Annotated in this window: 14 protein-coding genes and 2 pseudogenes; 5 read left to right on the top strand and 11 right to left on the bottom strand. The window is 71.3% G+C overall.

Going from position 1 to position 15,609, the window contains the following annotated elements; translation table 11 throughout:
* Positions 1–115: 115 nt before the first annotated feature.
* Complete coding sequence (locus ACRQ5B_RS04350) at positions 116–865, top strand: glycosyltransferase family 2 protein (protein WP_432397305.1); 750 nt, start codon at positions 116–118, stop codon at positions 863–865.
* Here ACRQ5B_RS04350 and ACRQ5B_RS04345 read toward each other — a convergent pair.
* The 6 genes from ACRQ5B_RS04345 to ACRQ5B_RS04320 all read right to left on the bottom strand — a co-directional run bounded on the left by ACRQ5B_RS04345 (position 849) and on the right by ACRQ5B_RS04320 (position 7,544).
* On the bottom strand, positions 849–1,796 hold the full coding sequence (locus ACRQ5B_RS04345) for an alpha/beta fold hydrolase (protein WP_432397302.1): 948 nt from the start codon (positions 1,794–1,796) through the stop codon (positions 849–851). The two genes, ACRQ5B_RS04350 and ACRQ5B_RS04345, sit on opposite strands and share 17 nt — an antisense overlap.
* A gap of 45 nt (positions 1,797–1,841) precedes the next feature.
* Positions 1,842–1,994 carry a hypothetical protein gene (locus ACRQ5B_RS04340; RefSeq protein ID WP_432397300.1) on the bottom strand — a complete coding sequence of 51 codons (153 nt, stop codon included), beginning with the start codon at positions 1,992–1,994 and terminating at the stop codon, positions 1,842–1,844.
* Between the two features lie 53 nt (positions 1,995–2,047).
* Complete coding sequence (locus ACRQ5B_RS04335) at positions 2,048–2,860, bottom strand: alpha/beta hydrolase (protein ID WP_432397297.1); 813 nt, start codon at positions 2,858–2,860, stop codon at positions 2,048–2,050.
* 89 nt (positions 2,861–2,949) lie between these two features.
* Entirely contained in the window at positions 2,950–5,766 is a 2,817-nt protein-coding gene (locus tag ACRQ5B_RS04330) for a PEP/pyruvate-binding domain-containing protein (protein ID WP_432397294.1), read from the bottom strand.
* Between the two features lie 110 nt (positions 5,767–5,876).
* A complete protein-coding gene (locus ACRQ5B_RS04325) occupies positions 5,877–6,932 on the bottom strand; it encodes a zinc-dependent alcohol dehydrogenase family protein (RefSeq protein WP_432397291.1) in 1,056 nt (351 codons plus the stop codon).
* A 39-nt stretch (positions 6,933–6,971) separates the two neighbouring features.
* Entirely contained in the window at positions 6,972–7,544 is a 573-nt protein-coding gene (locus ACRQ5B_RS04320; protein WP_432397288.1) for a TetR-like C-terminal domain-containing protein, read from the bottom strand.
* Positions 7,545–7,638: 94 nt separating this feature from the next.
* Between ACRQ5B_RS04320 and ACRQ5B_RS04315 the strand changes: the two genes are divergently transcribed.
* From ACRQ5B_RS04315 to ACRQ5B_RS04305, 3 genes are all read left to right on the top strand, one after another.
* On the top strand, positions 7,639–8,850 hold the full coding sequence (locus tag ACRQ5B_RS04315) for an MFS transporter (protein WP_432397286.1): 1,212 nt from the start codon (positions 7,639–7,641) through the stop codon (positions 8,848–8,850).
* Positions 8,851–8,861: 11 nt separating this feature from the next.
* The gene (locus ACRQ5B_RS04310) at positions 8,862–9,722 is read left to right on the top strand and encodes a 3-hydroxyacyl-CoA dehydrogenase family protein (RefSeq protein ID WP_432397283.1); all 861 of its coding nucleotides are present in this window, start codon (positions 8,862–8,864) and stop codon (positions 9,720–9,722) included.
* A gap of 184 nt (positions 9,723–9,906) precedes the next feature.
* Positions 9,907–10,452 (top strand): NAD(P)H-dependent oxidoreductase, encoded by a 546-nt coding sequence (locus ACRQ5B_RS04305; RefSeq protein ID WP_432397280.1) that lies wholly within the window; start codon positions 9,907–9,909, stop codon positions 10,450–10,452.
* 148 nt (positions 10,453–10,600) lie between these two features.
* On the opposite strand, the gene ACRQ5B_RS04300 is transcribed toward ACRQ5B_RS04305, so the two are convergent.
* From ACRQ5B_RS04300 to ACRQ5B_RS04285, 4 genes and pseudogenes are all read right to left on the bottom strand, one after another.
* The gene (locus ACRQ5B_RS04300) at positions 10,601–10,849 is read right to left on the bottom strand and encodes a hypothetical protein (protein WP_412884711.1); all 249 of its coding nucleotides are present in this window, start codon (positions 10,847–10,849) and stop codon (positions 10,601–10,603) included.
* Positions 10,836–12,019: pseudogene (locus tag ACRQ5B_RS04295) on the bottom strand (acetyl-CoA acetyltransferase). The gene ACRQ5B_RS04300 and the pseudogene ACRQ5B_RS04295 overlap by 14 nt, the downstream one beginning before the upstream one ends.
* A complete protein-coding gene (locus tag ACRQ5B_RS04290; RefSeq protein WP_432397277.1) occupies positions 12,016–12,714 on the bottom strand; it encodes a CoA transferase subunit B in 699 nt (232 codons plus the stop codon). The pseudogene ACRQ5B_RS04295 and the gene ACRQ5B_RS04290 overlap by 4 nt, the downstream one beginning before the upstream one ends.
* 34 nt (positions 12,715–12,748) lie before the next feature.
* Positions 12,749–13,471 carry a CoA transferase subunit A gene (locus ACRQ5B_RS04285; protein WP_432397274.1) on the bottom strand — a complete coding sequence of 241 codons (723 nt, stop codon included), beginning with the start codon at positions 13,469–13,471 and terminating at the stop codon, positions 12,749–12,751.
* 225 nt (positions 13,472–13,696) lie between these two features.
* On the opposite strand from ACRQ5B_RS04285, the gene ACRQ5B_RS04280 reads away from it, so the two are divergent.
* Entirely contained in the window at positions 13,697–14,470 is a 774-nt protein-coding gene (locus tag ACRQ5B_RS04280) for an IclR family transcriptional regulator (protein ID WP_432397271.1), read from the top strand.
* 172 nt (positions 14,471–14,642) lie between these two features.
* On the opposite strand, the pseudogene nadE reads toward ACRQ5B_RS04280, so the two are convergent.
* Positions 14,643–15,490 (bottom strand): annotated as a pseudogene (gene nadE / locus ACRQ5B_RS04275) (ammonia-dependent NAD(+) synthetase).
* Positions 15,491–15,609: the final 119 nt, after the last annotated feature.

The following is a 15,609-nucleotide window of genomic DNA, read 5'->3' as shown; positions in this document are numbered from 1 at the left end:
AGGCCAACGGCTGCGGAGACATTCGTCCGCTGTCCCCAACGTACGGGGCGCGGGGCCAGGGTGCAAGAGCCACGCGGGGCAGTTCTGCCCGGCCGGAGGCTATAGTCTGCCCACCATGGCAACCATTTCGGTAGTGATCCCCACCCGCAATGACGCCGGGCCGCTGGCCGTGTGCCTCGCCGCCCTCGCCCGCCAGAGCCGCCGTCCGGACGGGGTGATCGTGGTGGATAACGGCAGCACGGACGGGACCGACGCCGTCTGCGCCGCCGCCGGGGTGCGCCGGATCCCCGCCGACGTCGCGGGCATCGCGGCCGCCACGGCCCTCGGTTTCGACGCGGCGGACACGGACATTATCGCCCGCCTGGACACCGACTCGATCCCGCCGGCTGACTGGCTGGAGCGGGTCGAAACCCTCCTCGCCGGGGCCTCCCCGCCCGCCGCCGTCAGCGGCCCGGGCGACTTCTATGGCGGCACGGCGCTGGCCCGATGGGCGGGCCGGAGCATCTGGATCGCCGGGTACCACCGCGTGGTGGGGCTGCTGCTGGGACACCCGCCACTCTTCGGCTCCAACTTCGCCATGCACGCGGAGGCGTGGGCGCTGATCCGGGACGCGGTGCACCGCGGGCGGCCAGCCGTGCACGACGACCTCGACATCTCCTACCAGCTCCCGCCCCAGGTGGCCGTGATCTGGGAGCCGACCCTGCGGGTGGGGGTTTCCGCCCGGCCGTTCGAGAGCGCCCGGGCGGTGGGGCGGCGTCTGGCGATGGCGTGGACGACGTTCGCCGTCGACTTCGCGGCGGATCCGCCGCTGGCCCGACGACGGCGGCGGCGCGGCTACCGGCGCGGGCTCACCCGGCCGAACTGAAAAGGGCGAGCAGGTCCCGGCTCATCTGGTGCGGGGAGGTCTCGCTGGGGCTGTGGCCGCCGCGGTAGACGGCGATCTTCGCGCCGATCGCCTGGGCGAACCGGCGGTGCTGGGCCAGCGGCCAGAGATCGTGCTCTCCTACGGCCACCAGTTTGGGCAGCGTGGCGGCGGCCAGAACCGGCCGGAGGTCCGGGGCGTGCTGCATCAGGCCGAAGATGTCCCGGACCGACTGCCGCCGGGTGAGCCGGAACCGGGAGCGGACGAACCGGAGCCGGTTTGGAGCCACCCAAACAACGTTGCTGCGGATGCCCCAGATCATCAGTGCGGCGCCCACCCGGGGGCTGGCCAGACCACTGAACCGGCCGATCCGCTGCACCCCGCGGAAACTGTTCCCCGGTTCCGGCGGGCAGCTGAGGAGCGTCAGCGTGCGGAACAGCTCGGGCCGCCGCTCGAAGGCCAGCTGCGCGACGATCGCGGCAAAGGAATACCCGACCACGTGGGCCGGCCCCTCGCCGGATTCCAAAAGGGCGATGAAGTCATTGGTGAACAACTCGTAGTCGTAGTGTTTCCGTGGCGGCACGAGGTGCTCCGGCCCGGCCCCGGCGGACTCATACTGGCCGGCGATGTCACAACTGAGCGCGTAGTAGCCGGCGTCGGCGAGTTGCGGAAGCATCAGGGCGAAGTCTTCCTTGGATCCGGTGGCGCCCGGGAGCAGCAGCACCCGCGGACCGCCCGGTACGCCCATGGCCAGGGTGGCAAGGCTCCCACTCGGCGCCTCGAAGACCCCACGGACGGCACCGGGCGGGGGCGCCGACCAGTCGACGTCGGGCAGCGCGGCATCCAGGCGGGCGGACTCATCGATCAGCCCGGAGCCAAAGACGCCGGGGTCCGGTTCGGGAACGCCGGTGATCCGGCGGCCGGTTCTCGCCATGGGTCAACGATAGCCCCGAGTCCGGCCGCTCCGGCTGAACCGCGGCTAGGTTCCGGCCACCCGGGCCACGAAGGCGTGCAGCCGGCGATAGACCTCCTGGGACTCGGGGAAGCGGGCGTCCTGCTGCCAGGTATGCTCGGCGTTGGCGGACTCCCAGCCGTAGACCAGCGCATCCGCCGGGACCCGGTGCTGCCGCAACCGATCGAGGAAGTTCAGGTTGGCGGTGTAGAAAAAGTCCCGCTCCGAGGTGGTCAGGAAAACGGGCGGATGCCGCGAATCCAGCCATTCGATGGGGGACAGGTGACGGGCAGCCCGCCGCAGCGACTCTCCGCCCGGGCCGGCGCAGCGGGGAGCAGCATCCGCACGAACGCAAGGCTCAGGACGAAGCCGCGCTCGAAGAAGACGGAGAAGTCCACCACGCTGCAGTGCTGCACCAGCCCCCGCAGGCTCGTTGCGGGCGCCGCGGGTTGCAGGCCGTAGTGCTCCGCCAGGTAGGTGTGGAGCGTCGATGCCGTCAGCAGCGCGGCAATCTGGCCGCCGGCGGAGTCGCCGCCCAGCACAATCCGGTCCGGGTCCCCGCCGTATCCGGAAATGGTGGCCCGCACCCAGCCCAGGGCGGCGTTGGCGTCCTGCAGGACGTGGCCCATGTGGAAGCGCGGGGCGTGGCGGTAGTTCACGTTGACCACCACCATGCCGGCGGCGGCCTGGCTGGCGCAGTATTTCGTCAGCGCCGCCTTGTCCCCGGAGGTCCAGCCGCCGCCGTGGAAGTAGACGTAGACGGGGAGACCGGTGTCTGTGGATCCGGTGGTACCGGCCGTCCCGGCGGGGGCGATCACGTCCAGCCGGTGCGCGCGGATTCCGTCGCCGACGAAGTCGATGTCGTGGAAGTAGTCGACGCCGGTCACCGGGTCAGCGTTGAACCGGGCCCTCTCGCCGGGGCCGACAATGCCCATCAGGGCCCGCCAGGTCCAGACCGGGACGCGGCGCAGGACACGCCGCGCGCGCCGGGCGAGGCCGAACGCTCCGTGGCCCGACCTGGGCCGGGAGGCAGCCGCCGAAGTCATGCCTCCATTCTACTGGCACGCCCGTGCTAGAACCGCCGGTCGCCCGGCCCGTCTTCCCGAAGCCGCACCGCCGACTGCGGCCCGGGTCCTCAGTCGGGCACAACCCGGACGGTGCCCGCGGCGCCGTCGACCGTCACCAGCTGCCCGGTCCGCAGCCGGGTGGTGGCGTCCGGGACGCCCACCACCGCGGGAATGCCGTATTCGCGGGCCACCACAGCCCCGTGGGAGATCACTCCGCCCATCTCCATCACCAGCGCTCCGGCGGTAAGGAACAGCGGCGTCCAGCCCGGATCCGTCGATGGCGCCACCAGGATTTCCCCGGGTTCCAGCCGCGCGCCCACCGGGTCCAGGATTACCCGGACCGTGCCCGTGGCGGAGCCGGCGGACGCGGGGGTGCCGGCCAGCGCGCCCGACGGCGGCGCCGCGGCCAGGGCGGCCGCCTCCACGTCCGTGCCGTCGGAGAGCAGGAGGCGGGGGATGTGGCGGCGCCGGACTTCGACGTCGTACAGGCGGCGGCGGGCGGCCACTGTCTCCTGCAGCCGGGCCCCGCGCAGGCCCGTCCGCAGCTCGCCGAAGTCCAGGAAGAACACGTCTCCGGCGGCGGCCACCGCGCCGCGGCGTACCAGGACCCCGCCCACCAGCAGCAGCTGGCGGTGCACCTCGGCCAGGATCCGGACGATGTGGAACTTGGGCAGTTCGCGCAGGCCGGCAAGTTCCCGGACCTCCCGCAGGGCCAGCTCCAGCAGCCGGGCCCGCCAGCGCCCGTGGGCGGCGGCGCGGTCCACCAGGCTCCGGATCCGTTCCTCCGCGTGCGCGGCGGCCAGGCCGAACTGCCGGTCCGGCGCCTGGTCCGGATCGTCCAGGCGCAGGTAGTTCGAGATCACGCCGAGGATATGGTCGGGCTCCTCGGCCCAGCGCGGCATGCCGAGGTCGATTTCGGCCACGGCGCGGTGGCCATACCTGCCCAGGAACTCCCGGACGGCGGACTGGGCCGTGTCCGGGAGCATGCCGGCGCGGTAGCGGGCGGCGAGGGCGGCCGGCCCGGTGGCCAGGAAGGCGTCCCGGGCCTCGGGATCGTCCCGGAGCGTGACGGCCAGCCGCCAGAGTTCCAGGTCCATCTCGGTGGTCACGTTGTGCGGCAGCCCGCGGAGCACCGCCTCGAGCTCCCGCGGCGGGGCGATGCCGCGCAGCAGCCGTCGGGCCACGGCCAGCATCAGGTAGCCGGCGGAGAACCCGGGGAGGGTGGCCTTGAGCAGCCCCTCAATGGTGCGCAGTCCCAGGTTTTCCGCGAAGTGCAGGCGCTCCTCGGCCGTGGCCGGCCCGGGCAGCTGCAGCACGGCGTCGAGCCGGCGGGCGTAGGCGTAGGTGCGGCGCAGCTCGCCCCGGGGATCCAAGACGGCGCGGACCAGCCGGGGGATTTGGTCCGCCAGCATGCCCAGGCTGGTGCCGACCCGGGCGGGGCGTTCTGTAGGAGTTGGTACCTCTCCCGGGGAGGCGCCCGTGGCCCGGGTGGGCAGGTCCGCACGGGGACGGTCGGCGCGGCCGCGTCCGCGCAGGAGGCGCCGGGCAACGCGGGCCAGGTCAGTGCCCGGGAACTGCCCCTCCCCGGCGAACCGCGGGTCCGCGAGCAGGCCGGGGACGAGCGCCGCGGACCGGCTGTCGGCCAGCGGCAGCACCCGGGTCAGGTACCGCCGGCCCCACCGGCTGCGGGTCAGGGGCGTCAGGTCCACGAACATCCGCAGGCCGGGATTCACGTAGCGCCAGAGGCCCTGCTGGTTCCGAAGCAGTTCCAGCACGGTCAGGCCCATCGGGGTGATGGGCCGGGTGAGGCCCTGGAGCAGCGTCCCGCAGAGGTAGACCCGGGTCTGTCCCTCCGGCGGAACCGGCAGCGGCTCGCCGGTCATCGGGTCCTCCAGCGGGTACAGCGTGGTGATCGGCCGGGATTGCGTCAGCCAGGTCCTGCCGGCGGCGTCGATCACCCATTCCACGTCCTGGGGCGAACCGAAGAGCCGCTGGACGGACGTGCCCAGCCGGGTCAGTTCGGCGAGCCCGGCATCGTCCAGGCTCCAGCCCCGCTCCGGGTCGTCGTCGCCCGCCACCCGGTGCAGCACCTCCGCCGTCGCCGTCCGCACGGTGAACTGGTCCGGGTTCACGGCGCCGGAAACCACTGCCTGCCCGGCGCCGGGGCTGGCGTTGACCAGCATTTCGGTGCGGGTCCCGGTGACCGGGTTCGCTGTGAAGAGGACGCCCGCCGTGGCCGCCTCCACCATGGCCTGGACGACGACGGCGAGCCCCACCCCGGCGTGGCTGATGCCGTTCGCGGTGCGGTAGGCGACGGCGCGGTCGGTCCAGAGCGAGGCCCAGCAGCGGCGGACCGCGGCCAGCACCGCGTCCGCGCCGGCGACTCCGGTGAAGGAGTCCTGCTGGCCGGCGAAACTGGCGAAGGGCAGGTCCTCGGCGGTGGCGGAGGAGCGCACCGCCACGGCCGTGTCCGGCCCGAGGTCCAGGTAGGCGGCGCGGACCGCGGACTCGACGGCGGGCGGGATCGGGGCGGCGCCGACGAGGTCCCGCGCCCGTGCCGCCTGCGCCGCCGCATCCAACCGGGCCCCGGCCCGGGATTCAGGCCCGGTTTCAGGCGCAGCCTGGGCGAGCCCGGCCCGCGGGATTGCGGCGTCGAGCGCGGCCCCCAGTGCGACGAGCTCCGGGGGGACGGCCAGCCGGTAGGCGTCCGTGGTCAGGCAGAAACCGCGGGGCACCGGCAGGCCCGCGGCCACCATCCGCCCCAGGTTCAGGGCCTTGCCGCCCACCAGTGACAGCGGCGCGGTGGCCGCCTCCGCCAGGTCCAGGGCGTACCCCTCGGGTGCGTGCGGCTCCGGGGCAGGTCCGGGCGCGGACGGTGAGGCCATGACGGCTCCTCGATGCGGCGGGGGTACGGGCGGGCTGCCCGTGGGCACACGCTAGTCCCGGCCGTTCCGGTGCGGCAAGGGCCGGTCGGCCCCCGCCGCGGACCGGGATGTTACGGGGTGAGGAGCACCTTGATGGCGCGGCGTTCGTCCATGGCCCGGTAGGCCTCCGGCGCCTCCTCCAGCGGCATGACGGCGTCGAACACCCGGCCCGGATTGATGCTGCCGTTGAGCACGTCCTCCAGCAGTTCCGGGATGTAGGTGCGTGCGGGGGCCATGCCGCCGCCGATGGTGATGTTGGTGTCGAACAGGTAGCGGACCGGGATTTCGGCGCCGCCGGTGGGAACGCCGACGAAGCCCATGGCGCCGCCGGGCCGGACGCTGCGCAGCGCCTGGTCCATCGATTCCTTGGTGCCGACGCATTCGAGCACGGAGTCCGCCAGGACGCCGCCGAGAAGCTCGCGCACCTTGGCGATGCCCTCGTCCCCGCGCTCGGCCACGATGTCCGTTGCACCGAATTCGCGGGCAATCGCCTGCCGGTCCGCGTGCCGTGACATCGCGATGATGCGCTCGGCGCCCAGCCGCTTGGCGGCCAGCACGCCGCAGAGGCCGACGGCGCCGTCGCCCACCACCACGACGGTCCGGCCGGGGCCGGCCTGCGCCGCGAGGGCGGCGTGATGGCCGGTGGCCATGACGTCGGAGAGGGTGAGCAGGCTGGCGCGCAGGGCGTCGTCAGGCTCGGTGATGCCGGGGACCTTGACCAGCGTGGAGGAGGCCAGCGGCACGCGGACGGCCTGGCCCTGGCCGCCGTCCACCGGGTGCCCGGCGTCGTCGGTGCCGCCCCAGCCGGCCAGCCGGTCGCAGGCGACCGTGACGCCGTTGCGGCACTGCGGGCACTCGCCGCAGCTGATCACGAACGGTGCGATGACCAGGTCGCCCACGGCGAGGCCGGTGACGTCCTCGCCCAGGCTCTCGATGATGCCAATGAACTCGTGGCCGATCGCGGAGGGCTTGTGGGTGGGCTTCACGCCGCGGTAGGGCCAGAGGTCGGAGCCGCAGACGCAGGCTGCCGTGACCTTGACGACGGCGTCGGTGGGTTGCTGGACGGTGGGGTAGTCGCGGTCTTCGACCCGGATATCGCCCGGACCGTGGATGATGGTGGCGCGCATGGGATTCCTTGCTCTGGGTGTGATGGGGATGGACCGATTTTAGTCCCGGCCGGCGGTCCGTGGCCCGTCGAGCAGCCGCCCGATCCGGGTCCGGACGTCCAGCTCGGCGGCGGATTCGTGGTTGAACAGGATCCGGTAGATCACCGGGGCGACGACGGCGTCGACGATCTCGCGGGCGTCGGGCGCCGTCTCCCCGCGCGCCGCGGCCAGCCGGCGCAGCTCCTCGACGTGGCCCTGCATTAGGGCGAAGTAGTCCCGGGTCACGGCCCCGTCGGCCAGCATGTCCAACAGCACCTGCCGGCCCAATTCGGAGGAGAACTCCTCCACGTACGGGATGAACCAGGCCTCCATGTCGCCGCGGAGCGAACCCGTGTCCTCCACCTGCTCGGGGAGCATCTGGTTGGAGGCGACGGCGGCGAGCAGCCGGGGCAGGTCGCCCCAGCGGCGGTAGATCGTGGAGGAGTTCACGCCGGCCCGGTCCGCCACCAGCGGGACCGACAAGGCGGTCCGGTCGCCGTCGTTCTCCGCCAGCAGGGAGCGCACGGCCTGGTGCACGGCCTGCTGGACGCGGGCGCTCCGGCCGCCGGGGCGCGGGGTCGCTGTCGTCATCATCACACCAGCCTAAGGCAAATTATCCGCTTTAGCGGGTATAGCCTCTTAATGCACAGATTGTGCGTTTGGTTGTTTCGAGTAGGCAGGATCAGTTGTGAAGAACACCGGTACCGCGTTCTGGCTTCACGCGGCGCTCTTGACGGTTTTCATTGGCGCCTCGTCGGCGCCGTCGCCGTTGTACGAGTTCTACGCCCGCGAGTGGGGACTCGGCTCCGCGGCGGTGACGGTGATCTTCGCTGTCTACGCCGTGGCCGTGCTGCTGACGCTGCTGGTGGTCGGTTCACTGGCCAACCACCTCGGCACCCGGCCGGTGCTCCTGGGCGCGGTGGCGCTGCAGATCGGCGCGATGATGACCTTCGCCTTCGCTCCGGGCCCGGAAGTGCTGCTGGCCGCCCGGGCCCTCCAGGGCGTGGCGACCGGCGCCGCGATGGGTGCCGCGGGCGCCGCACTGCTGGCGTTTGAAGGCCCGAAGCGCCGCGGCCGCGGATCCCTGGTCAACAGTGCCGCCTCGCCGATCGGCCTCTCCGTCGGCGCACTCGGATCCGCCTCCGTGGTCCGGTTCCTGCCGGAGCCGACCAAAACCGTCTACTTCTTCCTCGCCGCGCTACTGCTGGTCCTCGGCCTGGCGCTGCTCCGGCTGCCGAGCGCCGGAGAGGTGGCGCCGGGCTGGCTGCGGTCCCTGATGCCCGAGGCCCGGATCCCCGGCTCCGCCCGGAAAACCATGGCCGCCACCATGCCGGTGGCCGCCGCCACCTGGGCCCTGGCCGGGTTCTACCTCTCGCTGGGGCCGGCCTTGGCGCACGCCATCACCCGGGACAACTCGGTGCTGGTGGGCGGCCTGGCGCTCTTTGCCCTCTTCGTGCCCGGCGCCTTGGCCATCCTGGTGGTCCGCCGCCGCTCGGACCGGACCACGCTGCTGACCGGCGTCGTCTCCCTGATTACAGGCATCTCGCTGACCGTGCTGGCCGTCCAGCTCGGATCCGCGCCGCTGTACTTCGCGGGCACCGTGGTGGCCGGCGTCGGCTTCGGCAGCGGGTACTTCGGCGCGATGCGTATGACCCTCCCGCTCTGCGGTCCGCACGAGCGCGTGGGCATGCTCTCCAGCATCTACCTGATCTGCTACCTCGGCTTCAGCGTCCCCGCCGTGGCCGCCGGGCTGCTGGTGGCCGTGGCCGGCATGAAGGGGACCACGCTGATCTACGGCGCCGCCCTGGTGCTGGCCGCCATTCCGGCCCTGCTCCGCACCATCCGGAAAAACCCCGCCCACCGTCCCACCCTGGCTGCCGGTTCCCCGGCAGCGTCCTGAAAGGAAACGCCATGACCTTTTCCCTCCCAGCCGACACTGCAGTCCGGCCCATCACCGTCATTGGCGGCGGCACCCTGGGCCGCCGCGTGGCCCTGATGCTGTCGCTGCGCGGCGCCGACGTGCGCATCTTCGACCTCAATCCGGCCGTCGGCCAGGCCGCCGTCGACTTCATCGAGGCCGAGCGGCCCGCCGTCGCGGCCGACCACGGCGGCGCGCCGGCCGGCCGGATCACCGCCGGCGACGACCTCGCTGCCGCCCTGGACAACGCCTGGCTGGTGGTCGAGGCGGTGCCCGAAAAGCTCGAGCTCAAGCGCGGGATCTTCGCCGACCTGGACCGGCTGGCCCCGGCGGACGCCCTGCTGGCCAGCAACTCGTCGTCGTTCGCGTCCTCGGAGTTCATCGGCGGCGTGACCACCCCGGAGCGGGTCCTGAACATGCACTTCTACATGCCGCCGGCCGTGCGCTCGGTGGAACTGATGTCCTGCGGCCGGACTGACCCGGCCGTCCTGGACCTGCTGATGGCCGAACTGCCCGGCTACGCGCTGGCGCCGCACCTGGTCCGGAAGGAAAGCACCGGCTTTATCTTCAACCGGGTCTGGGCTGCGATCAAGCGCGAGGCGCTGCTGGTGGTGGCTGAGGGTGTGGCCGAGCCGGAGGACGTGGACGCCCTGTTCGTGGACGTCTTCAAGGCGGACACGGCACCGTTCCGCTTCATGGACCAGGTGGGCCTGGACGTGGTGCTCGACATCGAGAACCACTACTGCGAGCTGGCCGGCATGGAGAACAAGTCCGCCCCGCTGCTGCAGGATTACATCGGCAAGGGCTGGCTGGGAATCAAGTCCGGCCGCGGCTTCTACAACGACTACGCCTAAGGTGACTTGCCGGGGCGGCCGAGGGTTGTCCCGATTGTGAACGAACAGGTCTGTCTGGTACTTTCGAGGGCGTATCAGACAGATCTGTCTACCTGACTCCGAAGCTATTCCGGCCCCGCCACCGACGGCGTGCTTCGGGGTGGTCCGGGGTCGGTTCCATTCCCGAAAGAAGCACACGCCCTTCATGAGTACGCACCGCACCCTCGTCGTCGTCGCCCACCCCGACCTGGCCACGTCCGGAATCAACGCGCAGCTGGCCGCCGCGATCAGGGACCTCGACGGCGTGACCGTTCGGGAGATCGCCTCCATCTATCCGGACCGGCGCGTCGACGCGGCCGTGGAGCAGGAACTCCTGCGCGAGCACGACACCATCGTCCTGCAGTTCCCCTGGCACTGGTACTCCGTGCCCGGCGTCCTGAAGGAGTGGATGGACCAGGTCCTCACGTACGGCTTTGCCTACGGCGCCGGCGGGGACGCCCTGCACGGCAAGCGCCTGCAGCTGGTCATCTCCACGGGCGGTCCCGAGTCCGCGTATACGCCGACGGGGCACAACCGCTTCACCATGGCTGAGCTGCTTCGCCCGCTGGAGGCCACCGCACACCTGTGCGGGCTGGACCTGGCCGAACCGCTGGTCCTGCACGGGGCGCCGCGCGCGACCCCCGAGGACGTGGCGGCCCACGCCGCCCGCTACCGGGAGATCCTCGCCGCCGTCCCCGCCGCCGCCAACTGACCTGTTGGCCGGCCGTGGGATTGCGAGGGGCCAGCGGGCCCGGCTCCGGCCGGAAAGTAGAAATGGGGTGGGGCACCGCAACGTTGCGATAGGTTGACGATCCGGGTGATCGTCCGGTGCCCCACCACCAGCCTGTAGGGTCCCCGCGTCAATGGTTGGCGGGGACATCGGGGTTCGCGCACCAGATCTGGGTTCCGTCGGACTTGAAGAGCATGGTGCGCTCGCCCGTGGACCGGTAGCGGACCCAGAGGATCTTTCCGTCCGGGGTGGCGAGCTCCACGGTCGCGGGGACCGGCACGCCGCCGGGCCGGAGCACCATCACGGGTGCCCCGGCCGGCAGGCCCAGCCAATTGGTGGCCCAGACCAGTTCGGCGGGCGCCGGCTTAGACGGCTTCAAGCACGCTGACATAGTTCGCAATGCCGACGCCGCCCATGTTCTGTACCGCGGCCCGGCGCGGCGCCGCCAGCTGCATGTCCCCGGCCGTGCCGGTGAGCTGCATCGCGGCGATGACGTGCTGGGAGACCCCGGTGGCGCCGACCGGGTGGCCCTTGGCCTTGAGCCCGCCGGAGACGTTGACCGGGAGCTTTCCGTCCTTGAAGACCCAGCCTTCCTCGATCGCCCGGGAGCCCTGGCCGGGCTCGGTCAGGCCCATCACCTCGTACATCAGCAGCTCGGCGATGGTGAAGCAGTCGTGCACCTCGGCGAAGTCCAGGTCCTCCAGCCCGACGCCGGCCATGCCGAGGGCCCGCTGCCAGGAGGCGCGGGTCGCGGCGAACGCCGTCGGGTCCCGGCGCTCGGCGGGGAAGAAATCGTTCGCCTGCCCGAAGCCGGCCAGCCGGACCGGGGCGGTGGCCCCGCCGGTGGGGGCGACGGAGAGCACGACGGCGGCGGCGCCGTCGGAGACGGGGAGCAGTCCGTGCGGCGCAGCGGGTCGGCGACCATCGGGTTCTTATCCGACACGGTCCGGCAGAACTCCTCGCCGAGGTCCTTGCGGAGCTGGGCGTAGGGGTTGTCGACGCCGTTCCGGTGGTTCTTCGCCGCGATCGAGCCGAGGACATCCGAGACGGAGCCATAGCGCTTCTCGTAGTGCTTGGCGACCTCGGCGAAGAGGCCGGTGAAGCCGGTGGTGGAGGGCTTGCCCGCCATGTCATAGTCGGCGCCCAGCAGGGCGGCCCCCACGACGTCGGCCCCGGCCTGGGTCATCTTCTCCGCGCCGATCACCAGGACGGTCTTGGCGGTCCCGGCCAGCAGGGACTTGGTGCCCTGCTGAAAGGCGGCGGAGCCGGAGGCGCAGGCGTTCTCAACCCGGGTGGAGGGCACGTTGGCGAGCTGCTCGGACACCTGCAGCGCCAGCGAGGACGGGAACGCCAGCGGCATCATGCCGGAGTTGAACTGGCCCAGGTAGACCTCGTCGATCTGGCCCGGCTCGATCCCGGCGTTGGCGATCGCCTCGGTGGCGACCTGCACGATCAGGGACTCGAGGGTCTCCTCGGTGAGCTTGCCGAACCTGCTGTGGCCCCATCCGGTGAGCAGGACATCCTTGCCGAACTGGTCCTTCAGGCTCATGCCCGGGCCTCCTCAAGCGCGTCAGTGGTCTCTTCCAGGGCGGGATCGACGTCGAACTCCGCCTCGGTCTTCTCGCGGATCTCCTCGACCGTGACGCCGGGGGCGAGGCGCGTCAGCACGAGCCGGCGGCTGCCGGTGCCGTCCTCGGGCTTGACGAGGTCGAAGACGGCCAGGTCGCTGATGATGCGGTCCACGCAGCTCAGGCCGGTCAGCGGCAGGGTGCATTCCTTGACGATCTTGGCGGTGCCGTCCTTGGCGTTGTGCTCCGTGAGGACCACGACGCGCGGGGTGCCGGCCACCAGGTCCATGGCGCCGCCCATGCCCTTGACCATCTTGCCGGGGATGGTCCAGTTGGCCAGGTCGCCGGCGCCGGAGACCTGCATGGCGCCGAGTATGGCGACCTTGACGTGGCCGCCTCGGATCATGCCGAAGGAGGTGGCGGAGTCGAAGATGCTGCCGCCGGGCAGGACCGTCACGGTCTGCTTACCGGCGTTGATCAGGTCCGCGTCCTCTTCGCCCTCATAGGGGAACGGGCCCATTCCGAGCAGGCCGTTTTCGCTCTGCAGCACCACCCGCACGCCTTCGCGCAGATTGTTGGCCACGAGGGTGGGGATGCCGATGCCGAGGTTGACGTAGTCGCCGTCGTTGAGTTCTTCGGCCGCGATGGCGGCCATGTCATTGCGGGTCCAAGCCATGGTGAGTCTCCTGGGAAAGTGTCGGTGGGGCGGATCAGACTGCGGCGGGGGCGGCTTCGGCGCGGGGCCGGACGGTGCGCTGTTCGATGTCCTTGACCCGGTCCGTGGCCTGGACCAGGCGCTGCACGAAGACGCCCGGGGTGACGATGTGGTTCGGGTCCAGCTGGCCGGGTTCGACGATCACCTCGGCCTCGGCGATGGTCACGACGCCGGCGGTGGCGACGACGGGGTTGAAGTTCTGCGCTGTGTAGCGGTAGATCAGGTTGCCGTCGGTGTCCGCGGTGTGCGCGTGGACCAGGGCGACGTCGGCCTTGATGGCGCGCTCCTGGACGTACGTTTCGCCGTCGAACTCCGCGAGCGGCTTGCCTTCGGCGACCAGGGTGCCGACGCCGGTCTTGGTGAAGAAGGCGGGGATGCCGGCGCCGCCGGCGCGCATCCGCTCCGCGAGCGTGCCCTGCGGGGTGAATTCGACCTCCAGCTTGCCGGCCAGGTACTGCTCGGCAAAGAGCTTGTTCTCGCCCACGTAGGAGGCGATGACCTTGCGGACCTGGCCGGCCTCGATCAACAGGCCCAGGCCCTTGCCGTCCACGCCCATGTTGTTCGAGACAACCGTGAGGTCCTTGACGCCGGAGTCCCGCACGGCCTCGATCAGGTCCGCGGGGATGCCGCTGAGGCCGAAGCCGCCGACGGCGAGCGTCATGCCGTCCCGCAGGACATCCTGCAGGGCGGCGGCTGCGCTGTTTCTGAGCTTGGACATGGCATCTCCTCGTTGAGCGTTTCGAACTGTTGGCGGGCGGCGGGGCCGGAGCCGCCATCCACTTTGTGGACTGGTGACCTGATGAAGGAGCTTAGAGTGTGGCGTGGAACACTGTCAACGCGGGAAATTCCCGGGATTCCGTGGATTTCTACAGTGTGGACGGTAGGCTGTGAGCTGTCCATATTGTGGATGATTAGGATGCTTTTGAGCGGTTGGAGGGTTCGGATGAGTGCTGTTCCGGTGCAGGGCGCGCAGGTGGTCAGCCGTGTGGCGGCGCTGCTGCGGATCGTCGGGCGGAAGCCGGAGGGGTCCGGGCTGGCCGAGCTGGTCCGCGAATCCGGGCTGACCCGGCCCACCGTGCACCGGCTGCTGAGCTCGCTCGCCGCGGAGGGGCTGCTGGACCAGGACCCGGTCACCGGGCAGTGGGTGCTGGGTCCGGAGATCCTGCTGCTTGGGTCGGTGGCCTCGGCTCGCTTCCCGCTGGAGGACATCGCCCGGCCCAGCCTGCGCCGGCTGGCCGAGGAGACGGGGGAGAGCGCCTTCTTCTCCATCCGCCGCGGCGCCGAGACCGTCTGCCTGCTCCGGGAGGAGGGCAGCTTCCCGGTGCGGTCCTTCGTCCTGCACGAGGGGGTCCGCTTCCCCCTGGGGGTGGCCTCCGCCGGGACGGCCATCATGGCGTTCCTGCCGCCAGAGGAGCAGGAGGAGATCCTGTCGGATTGGGAGGCCCACGCGGGAAGTTTCGCCGCCGGGCACACGGAGGAGCGGGTCCGGGCCAACCTGGAGCTGACCCGGTCCACGGGCTACTCGGTCAATCCCGGGCTGGTCCTGGAGGGCAGCTGGGGCATGGGCGCGGCCGTGTTCGACCGGCGGGGTCGCCCGGCCTGGGCGCTGTCCCTGACCGGCATCGAGCCCCGGTTCCGCGGCGACCGGGGCGAACAGCTGGGCCGCCTGCTGCTGGACGAAGCGCACCGGATCTCACTGCAGCTGCAGGGAGCCTAGGGGGTTCTTGGCGCTCATTCGGGGCGAGGTTCGGCACGGGTGGTGCCGGCGGGCGGGGGTGGCTGACCGTCCGGGGGCACATTGCCACGGACACGCCGACGACGACGGCGGGAACCGGCGTCGTCGGGCTCCGAAGTGCCCCCGGACGGAGCCCAAGCAGGCCGCTAGGAGGCTACTGCTTCCACCAGGTGTCGAAGAGGGACACCGGCACGGTCCGCTTGTGCCGGGTCTGCAGATACCGCTTCTCGATCATCTCGGCCGCCGCCTCGGGGACATCCCGGCCCTCAAGGTAGTCGTCGATCGTGTCGTAGCTTAGGCCCAGTTCGTCCTCGTCGGTCCGGCCGGGGTGTTGTCGAGCAGGTCTGCCGTCGGCACCTTTTCCCAGATCCGCGCCGGGGCGCCGAGTTCGGCCAGCAGGGCCCGGTTCTGGCGCTTGTTCAGGCCGAACAGCGGGAGGATGTCCGCGCCGCCGTCGCCGAACTTGGTGAAGAAGCCGGTGACGGATTCGGCGCCGTGGTCCGTGCCGATCACCAGGTAGTTGCGCTCGCCGGCCAGGGCGTACTGGGCGGTCATGCGGGTGCGGGCCTTGGTGTTGCCCTTGTGGAAGTCGGAGATGCCGTCGCCGGTGGTCTTCTCGAACTCGTCCTCGAACCCGTCGACGGCGGCCGAGATGTTGAAGGTCCACTCGGTCTTGGCCTTGATGAAGTCGAGTGCGGCCTGGGCGTCTTCCTCGTCGTGCTGGATCCCGTAGGGGAGCCGGACAGCGACGAAGTCGGCCTCCGTGCCCTCGGCTTCAAGCTCCTCGACCGCCAGTTGCGCCAGCCGGCCGGCCAGCGAGGAGTCGAGTCCGCCGGAGATGCCCAGGACGAAGCCCTTGGTGTGGCTGGCCTTGAGGTATTCCTTCAGGAACGTGACGCGTTTGCGCACCTCCCCGGCCGGATCGATCCGGGGCTGCACGCCCATTTCCTCGATGATCTTCGCCTGGAGTTCACGCATGTCCCTCAGCCTAGTCAGCGGCATCCCCCGGGCTCAACTGTTGACGGCCTCCCGGCCTCCGGTGCGGAATCCGCGGCGCTTTCGGACCGGGGCGCCGCGGACCCGGGGTGCGCCAGTCCGTTTCCGCCGCGGCGGTCCGGAAC

This window comes from Pseudarthrobacter sp. L19 (assembly GCF_050859435.1).
In the GTDB taxonomy this organism is placed as follows: domain Bacteria; phylum Actinomycetota; class Actinomycetes; order Actinomycetales; family Micrococcaceae; genus Arthrobacter.
Note: the sequence above shows the minus strand (reverse complement) of the source record. Positions and strands in the feature narration are given on the sequence as shown.